The following is a 20,190-nucleotide window of genomic DNA, read 5'->3' on the forward strand; positions in this document are numbered from 1 at the left end:
CCTTTACAGTCCGTTAGCAACCCTACGTGAGCTTGCGCTGGCAGAATCGCGACGGTCCGACCATCATTGCAGAAACGCCGTGCCGGCCGTGCGGACACGCCCCCCCCGACAAGCAATCCCCCCCACGGTGTACAGGGCGGGTGGCTGGCGGTCCGCATCGCGCTGATTTATTATCGGCTCCGTATCCCGGAATCGTCGTCGCGGCCCGGCCGGTCGCGACGATCCACATTGCGCCGCGCCCGGCATCCACCCCCAACGTCGAGCTCGTCACACCATGAGAACAACAACGCCGCGCGCGCCCTTGCGCGTCGCCGCCGTCATGGCGCCAGCCCTGCCGCTCGCGGGCTGCGCATCGCGCGGCGCCCCATCGTACGTCCTGTTCGGCGCATATTTCCCGCTTTGGCTCGTCAGCGCGATCGTCGGCGTCGTCGGCGCGATCGTCGCGCACCGCGTATTCGTCGCGACCGGCTGGTCCACGACGGTCCCCTACCAGTTGGCCGTCTGCACGGCGATCGGGCTCGTGGTCGCGGTGATCGTATGGCTCACCGGCACGGGGCCGTTCGCATGAAGGCCGCCGGTATCGCCCGCCCCTCCATCAAAGGCCGCGTGATCGCACTGTCGATCGTCGCGCTCGGCATCGCGGCACTCGTGTACGCGTACTACCGCACGACGGCCTACCCGTCCACCGACGACGCGTCGATCGACGCGGACGTCGTGCACGTCGCGTCGCCGGTCGGCGGCCGCATCGTGCAGCTCGCGGTGCATGAAAACCAGCGCGTCGCCAAGGGCGACCTGCTGTACGTCATCGATCCCGTGCCGTACCGGCTGACGGTTGCGCAGGCACAGGCCGACCTCGAACTCGCGCGCGCATCGCTCGACACGCGCCGCCGTTCGCTGATCGGCGAGCGCTCGAACGCGGCCGTGGCCGCCGAGCAGGTCAAGCGCGCGACGCAAAACGCCGACCTCGCGACCCGCGACGTGAACCGGCTCGCGCCGCTCGCCGCGCAAGGCTACGTCAGCGCGCAGCAGTTCGACCAGGCGAAGGTCCGCCAGCGCGACGCGGCCGTGTCGCTCACGCAGGCGCAGGAACAGCAGCGCGCGTCCTCACAGACGATCGGCGACGAAGCCGACGCGATCGCGACGCTGCATGCGCGCGAAGCCGCGCTGGCCCGCGCGCAGCACGCGCTCGAAGACACCGTCGTGCGCGCGCCGCACGACGGCCTCGTCACGGGCCTGAGCGTGCTCGCCGGCGAAACCCTTGCGCCGAACCAGTCGATCTTCACGCTGATCGACGCGAGCGAATGGTTCGCCGTCGGCAACTTCCGCGAGACGTCGCTGAGCCGCATCGAGGTCGGCGACTGCGCGACCGTCTATTCGATGATCGACCGCAGCCGCCCGTTGACCGGCAAGGTCGTCGGCGTCGGCGCAGGCATCGCCGACAGCGCCCGCATCAACCTGCCGCGCACGCTGCCGATCGTGCAGAACTCGGTGAACTGGGTGCACGTCGCGCAGCGCTTCCCGGTGCGCGTGAAGCTCGACGAACCCGACGGCAAGCTCGTGCGCGTCGGCGCCAGCGCGATCGTCGAGGTCCGGCATGGCACTGCCTGCCGCTGAGGTTCGCTCGCCGGGCCCGCGCGAAGTCCTGCGACTGCTCGCGCCGTTTCCGGGGCGCATGTCGATTGCCGTGCGGGTCGCGCTGATCTGCGCGCTGACCGCGCTCGTGACGGCCACCTACGGCACGCCCGAAGCCGCGCTGTCCGCGTACGTCGTGTTCTTCATGATCCGCGCCGACCGCGTGACGAGCGTCGTGCTCGCGGCCGCGCTGCTGGTGATCGTCACGATCGTGATCGGGCTCGTGCTCGGCATCGCGATCTTCAGCATCGACTATTCGATCCTGCGGGTCACGTGCATGGCCGTGCTGTCGGTCGGCCTCCTCTATCTGACGTCGGCCAGCAAGCTGCGCCCGGTGGGCGCGATCCTCGCGATGATCGTCGGCTTCGGGCTCGACCAGCTCGGCCTCGCGCCGTTCGGCGAAGCTGCAACGCGCGCGCTGCTGTACATCTGGCTGACGATCGCGATCCCGGTCGGCGTCGCGATCGTCGTCAACCTGCTGATCGCGCCGTCGCCGCGCAAACTCGCGCACGCGCAACTCGCGAAGCGCTTGCGGCTCGCCGCGCAGCGGCTGCGCGGTGACGATGCGGTGCGCGACGCATTCAACGCCAGCCTGCACGAAGGCGACAAGCAGCTGCTCACGTGGCTCAAGCTGTCGAAACTCGAAGGCTCGTCGTCCGCCGCCGACTTCGCGGCGTTGCGGCAGGCCGTGGCTTCGAGCACCGCGCTGCTCGTCGGCGTCGCACTGGCCGATCGCGAACCAGGCGCGCGGCTGCCCGACGCGTACACCATGCCGATCGCCGCGACGCTCGACGAGATGGCCGACATCCTCGACCAGGGCGGCTACCCGGTCGACGTGACGCTCGCGCTGCCGCCGACCCACACGCTGCTGCCGCTCGCGCGCGTTGCTGCGACGGATCTCCATGCGGCGATCACGCATTTCGCGGAACCAGCCGCAACGACCGATGTCGCTTCGTCGGCTTCGTCGGCTTCGTCGGCTTCGTCGGCTTCGTCGGCTTCGTCGGCTTCGTCGGCTTCGTCGGCTTCGTCGGCTTCGTCGGCTTCGTCGGCTTCGTCGGCTTCGACGGCTTCGACGGCTTCGACGGCTTCGACGGCTTCGGCAACTGCCCCGCCTCCCGCACCGCGCGGCGGCTTCTTCCTGCCCGACGCGCGCACCAATCCCGACCACATACGCTACGCGCTGAAGACGACCGCCGCGGCGATCTTCTGCTACCTGCTGTATTCGCAGCTCGACTGGTCGGGCATCCATACCTGCGTCGTCACCTGCTACATCGTGTCGCTCGGCTCGACGGCCGAGACGGTCGAGAAGCTCACGCTGCGGATCTTCGGCTGCATCGTCGGCGCGCTGCTCGGCACGGCGGCACTGGTCTTCGTCGTGCCGTCGCTATCGTCGGTCGGGCACCTGATGGCGCTGGTGTTCGCCGGCGGGTGGCTCGCCGCGTGGGTCGCGTTCGGCTCGCCACGCATCGCGTATGCCGGCTTCCAGATCGCGTTCGCGTTTTTCCTGTGCGTGATCCAGGGCGCCGGCCCCGGCTTCGACCTGACGATCGCGCGCGATCGCACGATCGGCATCCTGCTCGGCAACGTCGTCGTGTATCTCGTGTTCACGCGCATCTGGCCCGTCAGCATCGGCAAGCAGATCGACGCCGGGCTCGCCGCGCTGATCGACCAGTGGCGGCGCCTCGTGCAGGTCGCGCAGCCGGCCGAGCGGCGCGCGCTCGCGGCTGAGGCGTTTGCCCGCCACGGCGCGATCACGCAGGAGCTCGGGCTGGTCCACTACGAACCGTCGTGGGTGAGGCCGGCCGCTTCGTGGCTCGCCACGCGGCGGCGCGCGCTCGCGGAACTCGGCGCGCTCGAAGGGCCGCTGTTCCTGCTCGCTGAACGCAAGCCCGGCGACGCGGCCATCGGCGCGCAGCTTGCTCGCGTGACCGAACCGCGCGATGACGATACCGCGCCCCATCGAGAACCCTCCGCGCCGCCGGCTACCCCACCGCGCGCAGCCCCCACCGACCCCGCACGCGACGCGCTGCTGAACCTGATCGACATGCGGCTCGCGCACATCGCCGATGCCGCCCGTCAAGCCACACCGAAGGAGCCTGCCCCCCATGCGCGTACCTGAACCGCCGGCCGCCTCGATCGCCGCCGCCGCCCTCGCGACCGCCGTCGCGCTGGCCGGCTGCGCGACGTCGTCGATCGATCTGGCGCCGGAGGCGTCCGACCGCCCGTGGCAGCCGCAAACGTCCGCCGCAGGCGACATCGTGCCGGGCCCGCCGCGCGCGTCCGCGCCAGGTTCGCACGACTACACGCTGCCTGCGTCGCCGGCGCTCGCGTCCGTCTCGCCGCCGGCCGCGCTCGATGCCGCGCACGCGTACACGCTCCCCGAGCTGATCGATCTCGCCGAATCGACGAACCCGCTGACCCGCATCGCATGGAACGACGCGCGTAACGCGGCGCTCGCGGTCGGCCTGGCCAAGACCGCCTACCTGCCGAAGCTGTCCGCGACGGCCATGGGCGGGTACCAGGCAAACCACGGGTCGACGTCGTCGTTCCTCGGCGACTCGTCGAGCAACTCCACCGTGCACGGCGCCATCTCGGCGCTGTCGCTGCAATGGCTGCTGTTCGATTTCGGCGGCCGCGCCGCGCGCGTCGAAGCGGCCGAACAGGCGTCGATCGCGTCGAATGTCGCGTTCACGGCCGTACACCAGCAGGTGATCCACGACGTGACCGTCGCGTATTACCGCTACGAAGCCGCACGCTCGCGCGCGCTCAGCGCCCGGCAGGGCCTTGCGAACGCGGACGCGATCCTCGCGGCCTCCCGCGCGCGGCTCAAGCACGGTGTCGGCACGGTCGTCGAACTCGCGCAGGCGACGCAGAACCGCGCGCAGGCCAACCTCGCGCTCGTGCAGGCGAACGGCGCGGAGAGCGACGGCTACCTCGCCCTCGTCTCCGCGCTCGGCATCTCGCCGCTGTCGAAGCCGACCGTCGCCGCGCTGCCGAAGCGACCGCTGCCGCCCTCGCTCGGCTCGTCGGTCGACGCGATCGTGTCGGATGCGATCGCGCGCCGCCCCGACCTGCAGGGCGCGTTCGCGCTCGAAAAGGCCGACCGCGCGAAGATCAAGGCCGCGGAAGCCGCGTTCATGCCGAAGATTTTCCTGTCCGCGTCGACGTCGTACGCGAGCGGCGGCACGTCCATCTCCGCGCTGCCCGCGATCGGCGACCAGGCGCCGACCGTCAACCTGAACGGCAGCCGCTACGGCGGCGGCGTGTTCCTCGGCGTGACGATTCCGCTGTACGACGGCGGCCTGCGCTCGGCGGTGCTGATGCAGGCGCGCAACGACGCGGAAAGCGCCTCCGCGCGCCTCACGCGGACCAAGGAGGAAGCGGTCCGCCAGGTCGTCGCCGCGCAAAACGCGGTACAGACGAGCCTGGCGTCGCACGACGCCGCGAAGGCGCTCGTAGACGCCGCGCAAACGAGTTACGACGCGGCGCTGACCGCGTACCGGAACGGCGTCGGGTCGGTCACCGACGCGACGATCGCGCAAAGCCAGTTGCTCGCCGCCCGCAACGCGGAGGTCGACAGCTATGCCGGGGCGTTGTCGGCCGCTGCCGCGCTCGCGCTTGCGACCGGGACGATCGGCTCGGCGCAGTAGCGCAGCCGCCGCGAGGCGGTTGACGCATGCGCTCGCCGCCCACTAGAATGCCGCCCATTCTTCCTTCAGGAACCATCGTGGACAGTTGCAGCACTCCGTTGCGTGCGCCGCTTGCCGCCTGAACGCCTGTCCGACGCAGTTCTCCTGCCCGGCTCGCGTTCCGCGAGCCGCACGCCACCCGTTTCACACTGAATGACGCATTCGCGCGGTACAGTACCGCGCGATGACGGCTATCTTCGTGTCGCCTTCGGCCTTGCCGCAGCGACGCGAAACGGCACGCGCTTCTTGCACGGCAGGACACCCATGACTTTCGATTTCGCACTCCGTCTTTTCACCGCGTTCGCCTGCGGCGTCGCCATCGGCATCGAACGCCAGATGCGCCAGCGCACGGCCGGCCTGCGCACGATCACGCTCGTCGCGAGCGGCGCGTGCCTCTTCGTCACGCTCGGCGTGCTGACCGGCAACGGCGTCGCGGGCGTCACGCAGATCGCCGCCTACGTCGTGTCGGGCGTCGGCTTCCTCGGCGGCGGCGTGATCATGCGCGACAAGGGCTCGATCCAGGGCATCAACACCGCCGCGACGCTGTGGTGCTCGGCCGCCGTCGGCGTGCTGTCCGGTTCCGGTCATTACGTGCCGGCGCTCGCCGGCACCGGCGTCGTGCTGCTCACCAATACGCTGTTGCGCAGCGTCAGCCAGGCGATCAACGCGACGCCGGTATCGAACGCAGATCTCGTGCGCGAATACCAGATCACCGTGATCTGCCTGGCCTCCGACGAAGTGCATATCCGCACGCTGCTGTCGAACTCGATGTATGCGAAGCCGCTGTCGTTCCAGAGCCTCACGAGCGAGGACGTGCCCGACCAGCCGGACCGGCTGAAGGTCACCGCGACACTGAAGCTGCATCCGAAGGATCAGCAGAAGCTCGAGCAGATTGCGAGCCGGATGAGCATGGAGAAGAGCATTTCCAGCGTGAGCTGGACCGCGAAGGAAGCGGAGCCGATGATGGAGTGAGCGGCGTGGCGGCAGCCGCATGTCGCGCTGCCGCCTTCACGCCCTCCTGTCAGGGTGTCTCGATCAGCCCGGCCGAGATCGCCTTGACGACCGCCTGGACCTTGTTCGTCGCGCCCAGCTTCTCGAGGATGTTGTTGACGTGGAAGTTGACCGTCCGCTCCGAGATGCTGAGGATCTGGCCGATTTCGCACGCGGTCTTGCCCTCGGCCGTCCAGCACAGCACCTCGCGCTCGCGCGCGGTCAGCGTGACGCCCGCCGCCGGCGCCAGCTTCGGCACCATGAAGCGGCTCATCAGCGAATGCGACAGGTTCGCGAGCCAGTTGGTCTGCAACGTCAGCATGTTGATCTCGGCCGGCGTCAGCCGGTCGGCACGGCGGGCGATACTCAGCAGGCCGAACGCGCCGCGGGGTGCCCAGCTCGACTGCGCGACGCCCACCGACAACCCGAAATCACGTGCGTCCTGCCACAGCGGGCACGGTTCGATCCGGTCGACGTCCGGCCAGACGATCATGTTGGTGCTGAGCGCGCCGTCGCGAACCGTCGAGTCGATCTCGATGTAGTTCTGCGCCTGGTAGTGCGCCATCCAGCCGTCCGGATAGGTATCGAAGATCGCGACCGCGGGCTTCGATACGGGCAGCGGGACGCGAATGCCGTAACAGCAATATTCGAATCCCAGCCGTTTGGAATAGGCGGCAATCCGCTGGAAGAGCTGCTGCTCGTCTTCCGCGGCGCTGAATTGTTGATAGGCATCCTGCCAGCGCAGTTCCATTCATTCTCCGACAACGTCACGCTGTCATACTTGTCAGGTTCCAGCACCCGTTCGAGGCTGATACATTCCGCGCATGACTTCACCTTTGCTGCACTCGGTCCCCGGCCCGTCCCCGGACGGCTACGTACGCCTGTCAGAAGGCGCACTGGCCGTGCTTGCGCTCGACCATGTCGCAAGCGGCCTCGACGCATCGCTGCTCGAGGAATTGCGCGACAGCGCCATCGACGCACGCCTCGCCGGCTACACCGAATGGCATCGCCCGGCCAGTGCCGGCGTCGCTTACGTGACGATCGGCTGGGACTGGTACCTCGAACGCGCGACCGGCACGTTCGTGCTCGCGGGCGGCGACGTCCGCAGCAACGTGATGGTCACCGACGCCACGGGTGCCGACATCGGCATGTTCCGCACCGCCGCCGCGCTCGCTGCACGGCTCGCGTGCATCGACTGGGCTGCCGCGGTCGCGTCGGCACTGCTCGGGCACAACGACGCCTATCATGCCGGTCCGACGCTCCAGTGACAACTGGCTGCGCCTCTATTCCTCTGACAATTTCATGATGCTGGCGCTCTTTATAAGCAAAAGCGCCACGGTTTTCAATCCCGTTGATCAAGAAACCGTTACCACGTCCTAAACGGCGTCTTTCCGGCGTCACCCTGTAAGAGTTACCAGTTACAGCCCCCTCGTGCTGCGCGATGTAATGCACGCATACAAAAGCACAGATCCGAGGACACCATGCGGACCTTCGTTCACGAGGAAGGGCGGTTGCCACACGAACTTGCGGCGGATCTCGGGCGCTATCGGCGCCGTGTGTTCGTCGAGCAGCTGGGCTGGGCACTCCCGTCGGCGAACGAAAGCTTCGAGCGCGACCAGTTCGATCGCGACGATACCGTGTACGTGTTCGCGCGGAACGCCGGCGGCGACATGTGCGGATGTGCGCGCCTGCTGCCGACGACGCGCCCGTATCTGCTGAAGTCGCTGTTCGCCGACCTGATCGCCGAAGACATGCCGCTGCCGCAATCGGCCGCCGTCTGGGAGTTGTCCCGGTTTGCGGCAACCGACGACGAAGGCGGGCCGGGCAATGCCGAATGGGCCGTGCGCCCGATGCTCGCAGCCGTCGTCGAATGCGCGGCGCAGCTTGGCGCGCGGCAGCTGATCGGCGTGACGTTCGCGAGCATGGAGCGGCTGTTCCGCCGGATCGGCATACACGCGCACCGCGCAGGCCCGCCGAGGCAGGTAGACGGACGTCTGGTGGTCGCATGTTGGATCGACATCGATCCGCAAACGTTTGCAGCACTGGGAATCGAGCCGGGGCAGGCTGCCCGGCAAGCCATCGCCGCCTGAACCGGAACGCGCGTTTCTGTCCGGGCCGCATCGTAACGAAGGAGAATCAACGTGGACCAGTCTCAGGTCTTTCGCGCGATGATGCCCGGGTTGACGAGCGCCAACGGCGCCCGCATCGCGGTTGTCTACCCGTCGTTTCCCCGGCCGCTGCCGCTCGTGCGGCTCGACCGTCGCGGGCTCGTGTTCCGTGCGGCCGGCGCCGCGCCGCTCGTCTGCGGGCTGCCGCGCGCGGCGACGCTGCTGGTCGCGGACGAGCCGCTCTGCTCGCTGCGCCTCGTGATCCGCGACATCGCGCCGGCCGGCGAAGGCCGGCATGACCTGACGATGCAGCCTTCCGGCGCCGCCGGCGACGAATTGCTGTGGCATGCGTTGCGCGATCGCGAGCCCTACCGACAGATTCAGCAGCCGCTCGCGCCCGTCGACGCGTCCATCGCCACCGACGGCGAACCGCGCGCGTCGGCCGGCGAACCCGGGCCGCGCCCGTCGCGCAGCGCGGCCTTCCGGCTGCCGTGCCACAGCGACGCGCTGTTCTTCGCCGACTGGCTCGAATATCACTTCGATGAATTGCGTGCGCTGTCGCAACAGCATGGGCCGCAGTTGCAGCTCAACCAGCTCGAGCGGCAGGTGGCCGACGACGAGGTTGGCGTGCGCTTCGTCTACGACATCGATGGCCATGCTACGCGGCATGCGCTGACCGACTGCGCGCGCGAGGCCTGTGCATGGATCGAAACGGAGATGCGCGACAAGTACGCATTACCGATCGCGCAGGAGCGGTTCAGCGCGTTTGCGGCGCACGCCCGGGCAGGCGGCATGTGAGTGCGGCGCAACAAGAAGTTGTATCGATACAACTAGGGCTTGCCATGCCTCGGGTTTTCCCTTAAATTTACGTCTGTCTCCTCCATGTCTCCAAACATGGATTCAGCCCGCTCAATGAAGCGGGCTTTTTCTTGCCCGCTCGAATTGCGGGGACACATCCCCCTCCTCCCCCGCCTAACCTGCCGGGCGCGCACCAGGCGGCCACGGCCAGTAGTGGTGCACCGCAAAAATCAGCACGACCAACGCGAACACGACCAGCAGCAGGGTCAACCAACCCTTTTTGGTCGTTGGCAGGTCCGCCAGTGCACCCACGTCGCCCGTCAGGGCCGCTAATGCGACCATGCCGAGTCCGACCAGTACCATCGTCCCCTTGGCCACCCATCCAAAGGCAACCTCCAGCACGCTCGCCCATCGCGACTGGCGATAAGGGCCGGTAACCGGCCGACGGAGATCGGGCTTACCCATTCGCACGCACTCGCCCGGGATCCGCACGTCGGCCCATCGATCGACAGACTGAGGCTAAAACAGGACGCCGAAGGTTGTCCTGACAAGCACCGGCTGCAATGGGGTGTGCGCATTTGATCGGGAGCGTCATGTTTTTCCTTTCATGAGACGAGGTTCGACGGTTCGATTCGTTTGGCCGGAAGGTGCCCATATCGTTCGATACGATGGGCCCGCGCGGACACGCGCTCCGTTCGCCACACGCAATCCGGATCGGCAGGCTTATCATTGACCGGCCCGCCACTCGCCTCCGAGGCCATCTTGCACGCCCATCTGCGCATTGCCCGCCCAGTCAGCAACCTCGCCCGTACCGAGCGCATGTATCGCGACGCCCTCGAGTTGTCCGTTCTCGCGCGCTTTGAAGATCACGACGGGTTTTCCGGCGTGATGCTCGGGCGCGACGGCCTCGACTATCACTTCGAATTCACGCACTGCCCTGACCACCCGATCGCGCCGTCACCGACGCCCGAAGACCTGATCGTGTTCTACCTGCCCGATCGGCCGGAATGGGAAGCCGCCTGCGCGCGCGCCACGGAACATGGCTTCATGCCGGTGACGTCGTTCAATCCGTTCTGGGAAATATCCGGCCAGACTTTCGAGGATGCCGACGGCTACCGGATCGTGCTGCAGAACGGCACGTGGCGCTGACAGCGTGATCACGCGTGAGCCGTTACGCGCCGGCGTGGCCGGCGGCGCGAGCGGCATACACGACGTGCCGACGCAGCGCGTGTCCTTCCGGCAACGCCGGATGGTCGAAATCGCGCGCGGGCTGACGCTGCATGCCGAGCCGCTGCATCACGTGCCGTGATCGCAGGTTGGTGTCGGCCGTCCACGCAAATATCTCGCCGAGCCCGATCCGGTCGACCCCGTCGGCCAGTGCGGCGGCAGCGGCTTCGACAGCATAGCCGTGACCCCACGCGTGACGCGCCTGCCGCCATATGATCTCGACGCACGGCGCCATCGGATGCGTGGCACGCGCTACGTGCGACAGGCCGCACACACCGATCAGCATCGCGTCGGCGCGGCGCTCGACGGCCCACGGGCCGAAACCGTGTGCGTCGAAATGCGCGTCGAAGCGCGCGATGGCGTCGCTCGACTCGTCAACTGACATCGGGCCGCGCGCGAGCCATGCGGTCACGTCCGGATCCTCATGCATCGCCGACAACGCGTCCACGTCCGCCGGCCGCCAGCGACGCAGCGTCAGGCGCTCGGTTTCGATCTTAGACGGTGTGGACATAGGGGAGACGGATCGTTCAGGCGGAATAACGCAAGTGCCGTCACAAACCTGAAAGCGGAACGGATGGAGGAGAGATGGAAATCGTCGCCTTTGTCGGCGACGATCCAGTGAACGAATGACGAGATACGGGCGCTGGTGCGCCCGCGGCTATTACTCGTTTTCTTCGAAGTAGTGCCCAAACTTCGTCTGCTTCGTGCGGATATAACGCTCGTTTTCCTCGCGCACGGGCACTGCAAGCGCCACGCGTTCGCAGACGGGGATGCCGTGCTTCGCGAGCGTATCGAACTTAGCCGGGTTGTTGCTCATCAGCCGCACCGACGTCACGCCGAGGATCCGGAGAATCGCGGCGGCCGAATCGTATTCGCGGGCGTCGTCGGGCAGGCCGAGGTCGAGGTTCGCCTCGACGGTGTCGCGCCCCTGCTCCTGCAGCGCGTAAGCGCGAATCTTGTTGCTCAGGCCGATCCCGCGCCCTTCATGGCCGCGCAGGTACAGCAGCACGCCGCGGTCTTCCGCCGCGATGTAGCGCAATGCGAGATCGAGCTGCTCGCCGCAGTCGCAGCGGTACGAGCCGAATACATCGCCGGTCAGGCATTCGGAATGAAGGCGCGTCAGCACGGACTGCTCGCCGGCGACGTCGCCCATCACGAGCGCGAGATGTTCGGCATCGCTGCCCGATACGCGAAACGCGTATGACTTGAACGTACCGTAGCGCGTAGGCAGCGACGCGGTGGCGACGAGTGTCACGCACTCGTCGGCCTGGTCATTGCCCTGCGTGGGCGATTGGGGACGCGAAGACATCATGAATTCAATCGAAACGTTCAGGAATGTAGGAGTTGTGTGGATAGTGCGTGACCGGAGTTTACCGCTAATCTGGAAACGTCACGCGACTGCCACTGGCTGCCCGGCTATACTGGGCTTATCGGGTGTCGCGCACCAACGCCCTGCCTTCCCTGTATCGACCTGCACACGGAGAAAGCGAATGAGCACGACTGTCGCGCAGATTCTCAAGGCCAAGCCGGATTCGGGCCGCACGATCTACACCGTCACGAAGACCGATCTCGTCTACGACGCCATCAAGCTGATGGCGGAAAAGGGGATCGGCGCGTTGCTGGTGGTGGACGGCGACGACATCGCGGGCATCGTCACCGAGCGCGATTATGCGCGCAAGGTCGTCCTGCAGGACCGCTCATCGAAAGCCACCCGCGTCGAGGAAATCATGACGGCGAAGGTGCGCTACGTCGAACCCTCGCAATCCACCGACGAGTGCATGGCGCTGATGACCGAACATCGCATGCGCCACCTGCCCGTTCTCGACGGCGGCAAGCTGGTCGGGCTCATCTCGATCGGCGACCTCGTGAAGAGCGTGATTGCCGATCAGCAGTTCACGATCAGCCAACTCGAACACTACATTCACGGCACTCCGGTCGCTTCCACCTGATTCGCCCCAGCGAAAAAGGCCCAAACGCGTCAGCGTCTGGGCGGAAAGCCGCCGGCATGCGGCGACGGAGGTTCTGCTCCTGCGGGCGAACGACGCGGGCTCATGCCGCGCGTCTCGTCGATTGAATCCTGCGCTCGGGCAGACCGGGGACGTTCGATTAGTTGCCGAAGTAGACCGAGTTCACGGGGTTCGGCGCGTCACGCGTGATGCGGCGGCCTGCCTGGCCGGCACCCGTCGCCACGGCGCCATAGCCGCTCGTGTCGGCCTGAGCAAGCGTCGGCTGGTTCGGCTGGATCCGTTGTTCGGCTGCCTGGATGTCGTTCGGGTACTGCGAATCGCTCGCGAGCGGCTTGTAGCCGTTCTGTTCGAGTTGCACGAGTTCGGCCTTGACCTGGTCGCGCGTCAGCCCCTGTTCGGACTGTGCAAACGATGCGATCGGTGCGGCAAGGACGGATGCGGCGATGGCTGCGTAGATGATCGACTTCATGATTTACCTCCGGTATATGTTCTCTTTTGGCGTCGCCTCGGCAGAACTGTCTGAAGCGATGGAATCCAGTTTAGTTGTCGCTCATCCAAGGGGAAACCCTTAGTTTGAACATACAGCGTTGCGATTTTGACAAAAATCGCCGGCGCATCCCGAGTGACATCGTCGTAACTTGCTTCATCCACACAACAATCGCTGACGAAATGCCGACAGCCAAATCACATATCCCGAAGGTTGTGTTGTAGAATCGTAAGGTTATATTCGTCAGTCGATCTTCCATCCACCATGTTCGCGCTCACGCTCCTTACGGTTTCGCCGTCCGGCCCGTCCGGCGTGCGCGCGCGCGCCGGCCATCCGGTGCATCCCCTCGCTCGACGCACGACCCAGGCGCCGCTCGCCCCTGCCCGGCGCCTGATCTGACGGCTCGGTCTCCTCCCGGAGCCAGGTCAGACAGGCTCCGGGCGATCCCCATAGGCACGCCACGCCTGCCCTTGCCGATCATTTGGAGAACTCCCATGAAACAACGCCTTTACCAGTTGACCGAACTCGACGTTGCTCGCCTCGAAAAGCACGCCGAACATAACCCGCGCTTCCAGACCATGCTCGACACGCTGCTGGAGCGTGCCGACATCGTCCAGCCCGACGCCATCAAGGCCAATGTCGTCACGATGAACTCGCAGATCACGCTGCTCGACGAGGCGACCCAGGAACAGGCCACCTGGACGATTGTTTATCCGGATGCCGCCAATCTCGAACTCGGCCGCCTGAACGTCTTCTCGCCCGTCGGCATGGCACTGCTGGGCACCCAGCGTGGCCAGATGGTCAAGGTGATGCAGCCGAGCGGTGCCGAAAAGCTGATGAAGGTCTCCGCGATCGTGTTCCAGCCGGAAGCCAACGGCGAATACACGCGCTGACGCCATCGGCAGCCGGCTGCCGAGCTCGACACCGGCGCAGAATGCAAAAAGCGAGGCCAATGCCTCGCTTTTTTGCATTCCGGCGATCCGAATCGTCGCCGTCGCATTCCGCAGACGAAAAAAAAGGCGCCCGAAGGCGCCTTTTTCGATGCTGCGAAGCGGGTTACCCCGCCGTCACGCTTAGAAGCGGTGACGCAGACCAACCGTTGCTGCGGTTTGGTTGATCGACGAGCTCGGCAGGTTGTCGCTGAAGTTGTTGCCGTTGTAGATCGACGCGCCGATGCCGTTCTTCGCTGCACGCTGGTACACAGCTTGTGCGTAGACGTCCGTGCGCTTCGACAGTGCGTAGTCAGCTTGCAGGCCGAACTGGTTCCAGTGCGTGCTGCCGTTGTTGATCTTCGCGTTCGTGTACGTGTACGCAGCGCCCAGGCCGAGAGCCGGCGTCAGGTTGTACTTGGCGTTGACTTCGTAGTTGTCGGTGCGCAGCGTGCCCAGACCGACAGCATTGTTGTCGAGACGCGCTTGCGTCCATGCAGCGCCGACTTGCGCCGGGCCGAATGCGTAACCAGCAGCAGCACCGTACGTGCGGACGCGGCCTTGGCTAGCGATGCCACCGATCGCCGACGACGTTGCGCCGTTTGCGTTCGTGCCGTCACCCAGGTTCGCTTGCGAGTATGCACCAGCCAGCTTCAGGCCTTGGAACTGGTATGCAACGCCTGCGCTGTACGCACGGTTGTTGCCGAAGTTCGTGTTGTTCGAGAACGAGTACGTGCCGCCGAATTGCAGGCCAGCGTAGTTCGCGCTCGTGAACTTGATCGTGTTGTTCTGAGCGACATCACCGGTCGTGCTCAGACGGTCGAGGTTCAGCGGGTGCGCGAAGTACGTGCCGCCCCACGAACCCGTTGCCGTCAGCGGCGCCAGGTAGTCTTGCGTTGCGTCATATTGCTTACCCAGCGTGACCGTGCCGTACTGGCTCGACAGGCCGACGAAAGCTTGACGGTTGAACATGCCGCCGTTGTTGCCCAGCTTGCCGTCACCGATACCGAAGCCGCTTTCCAACGTGAAGATTGCCTTCAGGCCGCCACCCAGGTCTTCCGAGCCACGCAGGCCGAAACGGCTCTGGTCAATGCCCGAACCCATCGCCCAACGCGACTTGCCAGCTTGGCCGAGTGCCGGCTGGACGTTGCTCGTGTAGGTGATGCCTGCGTCCAGCACGCCGTACAGCGTGACGCTGCTTTGCGCGTGAGCGACGGTTGCGAACGATGCTGCAGCTGCTGCAACGATCAGAGTCTTGTTCATTCGTGGAGCTCCCTTCTAAAAAGAGGCAGGTCTCGCGACCTTGTTCATAAACGGTCTGCAACCGCCCGGGAGCGCCATCGATCCTGCTGGCGGCGCCCGGATAGTTGCCCGTTTGGGAACCGTGAGTTTAGGGGTGTACCCTAGGGGAGCGATCTGCAAATAAAGAAATAAGCTTTTCCAGAACTAGAAATAATGAAAGTGGGGCCGAGTTATAAGTATTTGTTTTGACGTTTGTTTTTGACTTCTTGACGGGGGCTTTTTGGAGCCTTTCATCGCACCATTCTTTCATGTCATCGTCTTGACGGTTGCATAGAAACAACAAACGGATTCGGCGCGACACCCCGGAATCGGCAAATTTTACCCAATCCGATCTCGAATTTCAGGATCGGGACACCTAAAACACATCCGTCGGCCAGCAAACAGGGCACGACATTCGTTCAGCGGGTCACATCCACCCGTGGCCATCCATATAGAAGAGCCGGCGTCCACCTGCCGGGGTTCGCCCACCTGCCGTGACATGCGGTAACAGCCTTAACCGCTCGCGTAACCCGGCCGGCCGACTGGCAGGCTAATGTAAGGCAGCCTCGAATACAGAACAGGACACGCCATGAATCGACGCTCGTTGTTACGCGCCATCGGATTGACCGCCGCCTTCGCGGGCACCGGTGGCTGGCTCCGCGCCGCCTCGGCCCAGCCCGCTCCGCCCGTCTACCGGCCGGCCGGCCCGAATCGCGTGCCGGGCGGCCCGCCCTATCCGGACCGCCCGGGCTTCGCACCGCCGGCCGCCCGGCACGACCGCCGCCCGCCGCCGCCACGGCCGCACGGCTATATATGGACGGACGGCTACTGGCGCTGGCAGCGTGGCCGCTATATATGGGTGTCGGGGCGCTGGGTCGCACGGCGTCCCGGGCGCCGATGGGTGCCCGGCTACTGGCGCCGCCAGGGACAGGTGTGGATCTACGTCGACGGTACGTGGCGATAGGCAGCCATCCGGCGCCCGGCCGGTGGCAGGCCCGGGGCGGGCCGGTGCGGGCGAATCCGTGCCGTTCGGCCCCGACAATCATGATGCCCGGCAGGCACCCCCGCGAATCCAGCCCCCGCCCCAATGCCGTTGCGCAAACCGGCGTCGACGCTTCCGGTCACGCAACCTCGACCATCGACATGCTCGCCGATCTACGGCGCACCATCCCGCCTCGACCGGACCCTGCCGCACCCTTCGTACGCCAGGCGGAGAAAGTCCGCTGTCGCGGTCGCCCCGCACCTGCCCTTGCAAGCGGAGCACCGCCAGCGCATTGCCGCATTCGGGCCGAATGAAACACACCGTAGCGTCGGCGCCCTCGCTCAACCCGACGAGACCATTCGGATAACGAAATCATGCAATGGCGATACACCGGCAATCAAGCCACGCGTCGCCGGATGGATCACAACCGATCCGCGGCACAACACCCTGCGACAAGACGGCGCAAGCGCCCCGCTCAGCGCCCGCCGCCCTCCAGCTCCCGTGCACGCCGTCGCGCAACGCAGATCGATCGATGATGTTCGTCGGCCCACCGGATCATTGCCTGCATCGGCGTCAGGAACGAACGCCCGAGATCGGTCAGCGCATATTCGACACGCGGCGGCACTTCTGCGTGCAACGTGCGACTGACGAAGCCGTCCTGCTCGAGCCGCTTGAGCGTGCGCGACAGCATCTGGTTCGACACATCGCCGATCGTACGGCCGAGTTCGTTGAAACGCATCGTCCCGCCGGACAGCGCTTCGAGTACGAGCAGGCTCCACTGGTCGCCGATGCGGTCGAGCACATCGCGGATCGGGCACGGCTGATCGAGTTCGACGGGTTCATCGGCGGGCGGAAACGACATGACGGGATTCTCTTTCAAGGGCAACGCATGGTCAGCGCGGTGTGACCTGTTCACACCGCGCTGACTTCTTGTGACGGATTCGCGGCAACTGTACCATTCGAACGACCCGACGGCCGCGCGGATTCGCCAGTTCAACGAAGCATGATGACGGCGTGCGGCCTCGCCCGGCCTGCATCGTGACGATTCGCACCCAGCTGTGAATCCTTCGCATCGACAAGGCTCGTGTATCCGCAACCATGCGCCGTCGCACGCCGATCGCCGCGGCAGGCTCGACCCGCCGTCACGCATCGCGCCCCCACCCACGCTTCGTCAGACAAGGAACCCGCAACATGTCATCGCTCCGCTCCCCCGTTCGCGCCGTTGCCGCGCTCGTCCTGCTGGCCGCGTCGACGGCCGCGCTGGCCGCCGGCCCGGCCACGCGCGACCTGGCCGCCGAGGAAGCCAACCGCCAGCTCGTGCTGACGTTCTACGACCGCTTCTTCAACAAGCACGAAGCCGTCGAAGCCGCCGCCGTCGTCGCGGACGACTACAAGCAGCACAACCCGCACGTGCCGGACGGCAAGAAGCCGTTCGTGTCGTACTTCGTCGGCGCGTTCCAGAAGAACCCGGCTTCGCGCGCACGCATCGTGCGCAGCGCAACCGACGGCGACCTCGTCTACCTGCACGTGCATGCAACGGAGCGCCCGGGCGACCGCGGCGAAGCGGTCGTCGACATCTTCCGCGTAAAGGACGGCAAGATCGTCGAACACTGGGACGTGGTCCAGTCGGTACCGGAAAAGTCCGCGAACGCGAACACGATGTTCTGACGCGCGCGGCCGGCACGTGGTGCGCCACGATGCGCACCATCCGTCGACGGACGACCGCCCGTCCGTCCGGCAAGCGCGGATGCCCCTCACCGGCGAAGTCCCCAACAATCGAGCTTCGCCGCCGCACCGGCCTCCGGCCCGCATGACCGCACCGCCCGCCGCCGCGCCGCCGGCGTGCCGTCGCAAGCGAAACGCGCCGGCACGGGCTGCCGTTCGCGAAGACGGTGTCAACGATGAGCCCCGCGCATATTTCCCTCAGCAATGCCGGCGACCTGGTCGCCAGCCTCGGCAGTCCGCAGTTTCCCGCCCGGCTCTGGGCGTGGCTGCGCGAAACCGTCGACCCGCAGTCCCATTACAGCGTCGCGACACGCTACCGTCGCGATGCACCGTCGCAGTCGGTCGACAGCGTCGACGTGCTGTTCTTCGCGGGCGGCGACGATCCCGACGGCACACGCCACGCGCTCGATCTGTATACCCAGGGCGACTGGCGCACCGACACGCAGCTCCCGCATATCGAGCGCGCCACGGATTCGCAGCTCGTGTTCTCGTGCAACGAGGACATCGATACGGCAACCGAATACGGCCGCCATTTCGCGCTCGGCGATCTCGGCGAAGACTGCACGCTGCTCGGCAGCGAGCGCGACTATGTCTATGCGTTCTCGCTGTTCCGCCGGCGCGGCCAGCCGTCCTATACGCTGGCCGAGCTGGCGCTGCTGCGGCAGCTCGGCGATTTCGTGCTGCCGCTTCTGATCCAGCATGCACGGCTCGCCCGCCTGACGCCGCGCTCGGACGACGGCGCGCTGCTGCAGCGGTTCGAACAGCGCCTGTCGGCCAGCGGCGCGGCGCTGTCGCAGCGCGAGCGGCTCGTGTGCCGCGCGGTGCTGCAAGGCCGGCCCGTCCCGCAGATCGCCGACACGCTCGCGCTCAAGCCGAGCAGCGTACGTACCTATCTCGGGCGCGCGCTCGTGAAGCTCGGCCTGGCGAACCGGGCCGGGCTGTTCGCGTGGCGTGACCGAAGAGGAACCGCCGCGCTGCTCGATCCATACGCCGGCACCGACGACTGCGGCCTCGCGCTGTGGAGCCAGGACGCGCTGAACGAGATCTGCCTGCTCGCCGATACGGCCGGCTTCGACCTGCATTTCCACACGCTCGCCGACCGTGCGGTGCGCATGACACTCGACGCGCTCGAATATGTCCAGATCCGCAACGGCAGGCGAGACCGCCGCGCGCAGCTCGCCCACCTGCAGCTCGTCGATCCGGCCGACATGAGCCGCTTCAACCGGCTCGGCGCGATCGCCAGCGTGCAGACGCTGTGGACGGCCGCGCGCGAGGAGCAGCAGCTCTACCGCGACCTGCTCGGCGCGGAACGCACCGCGCGCAACTATCCGTTCCGCAGCCTTCGCAACGCAGGCGCGATGCTCGCGGCCGGCTCCGACTGGTCGGTCAGCACGATGGACCCGATGCAGATCATCCAGACTGGCATCACGCACCTGCTGATCGACCAGCCCGACAGCCCGCCGTGGAATCCGCACGAACGCCTCGACCTGCTCACGATGCGCGAGGCCTATACGGCAAACACCGCGTATGCGTTGCGCTTCGACGACTGCACGGGTTCGCTCGAAGCGGGCAAGGACGCGAGCTTCGCGATCCTCGACCGCAATCCGTTCGCGCATCCGGTCGAGACGTTCGCGCAAACTCGTGTGATCGAGACGTGCTTCCGCGGCGAAGTCGTATACGCCGCGCCGGGCTGGGCCGACTGAAGCACGCATCCGTGCGGCCGTCAGGCGACGGCAAGCGCCAGCACCTGCTCGGTCGTCAACACGTCGCCGAACGTGTCCGACAGCGCGGCCAGCGTCGCGCGATGGAGATCGCGGTGCGATACCGTGCCGCCGCCCGCGATGTCGAGGTCGCGCGTCGCGCATGCGTCGTCGACGACGATCACCGCGTAGCCGAGCGGCACCGCATCGCGTGCCGCGCCGGCGACGCATGCATGCGTCATCAGGCCCGTGACGATCAGCGTGTCGACACCGGCCGCCTTCAGGCGCGCATCGATGTCCGTCGTCGGGAACACGCTCACCGACGTCTTCTTCACCACCGTGTGATGCGCCGCCGGCTGCAGGTCCGCGTGAAAGCGGAAGCCGTCGCTGCCGTCGGCGAAGATCGGGCCGTCGGCCGCATCGACGTGCTGGACGTGAAACACCGGAATGCCCGCACGATCGGCGAACGCGATCACGCGCTGCGCGTTGCCCAGTGCGCGCGGTCCCTCCGGAATCGGCAGGCGGCCGCTGAAATATTCATTCTGGAAGTCGATCACCAGCAGCGCGGTGCGGGCAGCGTCGATCGATGTCGGCGCGCTCGCGCCCGCCAAGGTACGGATGGTCGGATGTTGCATGGGTCGCTCTCTCGGTTGGCATGTCGAAGGAACGGCGCGC

At 66.4% G+C, this 20,190-nt stretch carries 22 protein-coding genes; 14 read left to right on the forward strand and 8 right to left on the reverse strand.

Features of this window, described 5'->3' with window-relative positions; translation table 11 throughout:
• The first annotated feature begins 274 nt into the window (after positions 1-274).
• The 5 genes from C5O79_RS26825 to C5O79_RS26850 all read left to right on the forward strand — a co-directional run bounded on the left by C5O79_RS26825 (position 275) and on the right by C5O79_RS26850 (position 6,293).
• Positions 275-568 carry a hypothetical protein gene (locus tag C5O79_RS26825; RefSeq protein WP_047849722.1) on the forward strand — a complete coding sequence of 98 codons (294 nt, stop codon included), beginning with the start codon at positions 275-277 and terminating at the stop codon, positions 566-568.
• Positions 565-1,614: a multidrug transporter subunit MdtN gene (gene mdtN / locus C5O79_RS26830; protein WP_046548156.1), complete on the forward strand. Its 1,050-nt coding sequence runs from the start codon at positions 565-567 to the stop codon at positions 1,612-1,614. Before C5O79_RS26825 ends, mdtN begins: the two co-directional genes overlap by 4 nt.
• Positions 1,595-3,751 carry an FUSC family protein gene (locus C5O79_RS26835; RefSeq protein ID WP_131931894.1) on the forward strand — a complete coding sequence of 719 codons (2,157 nt, stop codon included), beginning with the start codon at positions 1,595-1,597 and terminating at the stop codon, positions 3,749-3,751. Before mdtN ends, C5O79_RS26835 begins: the two co-directional genes overlap by 20 nt.
• A complete protein-coding gene (locus C5O79_RS26840; RefSeq protein WP_122476259.1) occupies positions 3,738-5,282 on the forward strand; it encodes a TolC family protein in 1,545 nt (514 codons plus the stop codon). The genes C5O79_RS26835 and C5O79_RS26840 overlap by 14 nt, the downstream gene beginning before the upstream one ends.
• Before the next feature lie 303 nt (positions 5,283-5,585).
• Positions 5,586-6,293 (forward strand): MgtC/SapB family protein, encoded by a 708-nt coding sequence (locus tag C5O79_RS26850; protein ID WP_011354660.1) that lies wholly within the window; start codon positions 5,586-5,588, stop codon positions 6,291-6,293.
• Positions 6,294-6,342: 49 nt separating this feature from the next.
• Here the strand turns inward: C5O79_RS26850 and C5O79_RS26855 are convergent, their stop codons facing one another.
• Positions 6,343-7,062: an autoinducer binding domain-containing protein gene (locus C5O79_RS26855; RefSeq protein WP_039344021.1), complete on the reverse strand. Its 720-nt coding sequence runs from the start codon at positions 7,060-7,062 to the stop codon at positions 6,343-6,345.
• A gap of 73 nt (positions 7,063-7,135) precedes the next feature.
• On the opposite strand from C5O79_RS26855, the gene C5O79_RS26860 reads away from it, so the two are divergent.
• From C5O79_RS26860 to C5O79_RS26870, 3 genes are all read left to right on the forward strand, one after another.
• A complete protein-coding gene (locus C5O79_RS26860; protein WP_047849719.1) occupies positions 7,136-7,579 on the forward strand; it encodes a DUF4902 domain-containing protein in 444 nt (147 codons plus the stop codon).
• A gap of 213 nt (positions 7,580-7,792) precedes the next feature.
• Positions 7,793-8,401, forward strand: a complete 609-nt coding sequence (locus C5O79_RS26865; protein ID WP_047849718.1) for an acyl-homoserine-lactone synthase — start codon at positions 7,793-7,795, stop codon at positions 8,399-8,401.
• 51 nt (positions 8,402-8,452) lie between these two features.
• Positions 8,453-9,217 (forward strand): hypothetical protein, encoded by a 765-nt coding sequence (locus tag C5O79_RS26870; protein WP_047849717.1) that lies wholly within the window; start codon positions 8,453-8,455, stop codon positions 9,215-9,217.
• A 174-nt stretch (positions 9,218-9,391) separates the two neighbouring features.
• On the opposite strand, the gene C5O79_RS26875 is transcribed toward C5O79_RS26870, so the two are convergent.
• Positions 9,392-9,682: a hypothetical protein gene (locus C5O79_RS26875; RefSeq protein ID WP_046548573.1), complete on the reverse strand. Its 291-nt coding sequence runs from the start codon at positions 9,680-9,682 to the stop codon at positions 9,392-9,394.
• 297 nt (positions 9,683-9,979) lie between these two features.
• Here C5O79_RS26875 and C5O79_RS26880 point away from each other — a divergent pair, with 297 nt between their 5' ends.
• A complete protein-coding gene (locus tag C5O79_RS26880; RefSeq protein ID WP_039344010.1) occupies positions 9,980-10,366 on the forward strand; it encodes a VOC family protein in 387 nt (128 codons plus the stop codon).
• 22 nt (positions 10,367-10,388) lie between these two features.
• Here the strand turns inward: C5O79_RS26880 and C5O79_RS26885 are convergent, their stop codons facing one another.
• Positions 10,389-10,955 carry a GNAT family N-acetyltransferase gene (locus tag C5O79_RS26885; RefSeq protein ID WP_047849716.1) on the reverse strand — a complete coding sequence of 189 codons (567 nt, stop codon included), beginning with the start codon at positions 10,953-10,955 and terminating at the stop codon, positions 10,389-10,391.
• 150 nt (positions 10,956-11,105) lie between these two features.
• Positions 11,106-11,756, reverse strand: coding sequence for a GTP cyclohydrolase II (gene ribA / locus C5O79_RS26890; protein ID WP_039344006.1), 651 nt, complete (start codon positions 11,754-11,756; stop codon positions 11,106-11,108).
• A gap of 178 nt (positions 11,757-11,934) precedes the next feature.
• Here ribA and C5O79_RS26895 point away from each other — a divergent pair, with 178 nt between their 5' ends.
• Positions 11,935-12,393 carry a CBS domain-containing protein gene (locus C5O79_RS26895; protein ID WP_039344004.1) on the forward strand — a complete coding sequence of 153 codons (459 nt, stop codon included), beginning with the start codon at positions 11,935-11,937 and terminating at the stop codon, positions 12,391-12,393.
• A gap of 157 nt (positions 12,394-12,550) precedes the next feature.
• On the opposite strand, the gene C5O79_RS26900 is transcribed toward C5O79_RS26895, so the two are convergent.
• On the reverse strand, positions 12,551-12,880 hold the full coding sequence (locus C5O79_RS26900; protein ID WP_046548216.1) for a DUF4148 domain-containing protein: 330 nt from the start codon (positions 12,878-12,880) through the stop codon (positions 12,551-12,553).
• A 512-nt stretch (positions 12,881-13,392) separates the two neighbouring features.
• On the opposite strand from C5O79_RS26900, the gene C5O79_RS26905 reads away from it, so the two are divergent.
• Positions 13,393-13,791: a GreA/GreB family elongation factor gene (locus C5O79_RS26905; RefSeq protein WP_039343999.1), complete on the forward strand. Its 399-nt coding sequence runs from the start codon at positions 13,393-13,395 to the stop codon at positions 13,789-13,791.
• Positions 13,792-13,971: 180 nt separating this feature from the next.
• Here the strand turns inward: C5O79_RS26905 and C5O79_RS26910 are convergent, their stop codons facing one another.
• On the reverse strand, positions 13,972-15,090 hold the full coding sequence (locus tag C5O79_RS26910) for a porin (protein ID WP_046548217.1): 1,119 nt from the start codon (positions 15,088-15,090) through the stop codon (positions 13,972-13,974).
• 607 nt (positions 15,091-15,697) lie between these two features.
• Between C5O79_RS26910 and C5O79_RS26920 the strand changes: the two genes are divergently transcribed.
• On the forward strand, positions 15,698-16,072 hold the full coding sequence (locus C5O79_RS26920) for a YXWGXW repeat-containing protein (protein ID WP_122476263.1): 375 nt from the start codon (positions 15,698-15,700) through the stop codon (positions 16,070-16,072).
• Between the two features lie 493 nt (positions 16,073-16,565).
• Here the strand turns inward: C5O79_RS26920 and C5O79_RS26925 are convergent, their stop codons facing one another.
• Positions 16,566-16,952, reverse strand: coding sequence for a helix-turn-helix domain-containing protein (locus C5O79_RS26925; protein WP_046548219.1), 387 nt, complete (start codon positions 16,950-16,952; stop codon positions 16,566-16,568).
• A gap of 329 nt (positions 16,953-17,281) precedes the next feature.
• Here C5O79_RS26925 and C5O79_RS26930 point away from each other — a divergent pair, with 329 nt between their 5' ends.
• Positions 17,282-17,758, forward strand: coding sequence for a nuclear transport factor 2 family protein (locus C5O79_RS26930; protein ID WP_122476265.1), 477 nt, complete (start codon positions 17,282-17,284; stop codon positions 17,756-17,758).
• A 233-nt stretch (positions 17,759-17,991) separates the two neighbouring features.
• Complete coding sequence (locus C5O79_RS38675; protein WP_236862335.1) at positions 17,992-19,518, forward strand: amidohydrolase family protein; 1,527 nt, start codon at positions 17,992-17,994, stop codon at positions 19,516-19,518.
• A 20-nt stretch (positions 19,519-19,538) separates the two neighbouring features.
• Here the strand turns inward: C5O79_RS38675 and C5O79_RS26940 are convergent, their stop codons facing one another.
• Positions 19,539-20,150: a cysteine hydrolase family protein gene (locus C5O79_RS26940; RefSeq protein WP_122476269.1), complete on the reverse strand. Its 612-nt coding sequence runs from the start codon at positions 20,148-20,150 to the stop codon at positions 19,539-19,541.
• Between the last annotated feature and the right edge of the window lie 40 nt (positions 20,151-20,190).

Source organism: Burkholderia sp. SRS-25, assembly GCF_004343765.1.
GTDB lineage: Bacteria > Pseudomonadota > Gammaproteobacteria > Burkholderiales > Burkholderiaceae > Burkholderia > Burkholderia contaminans.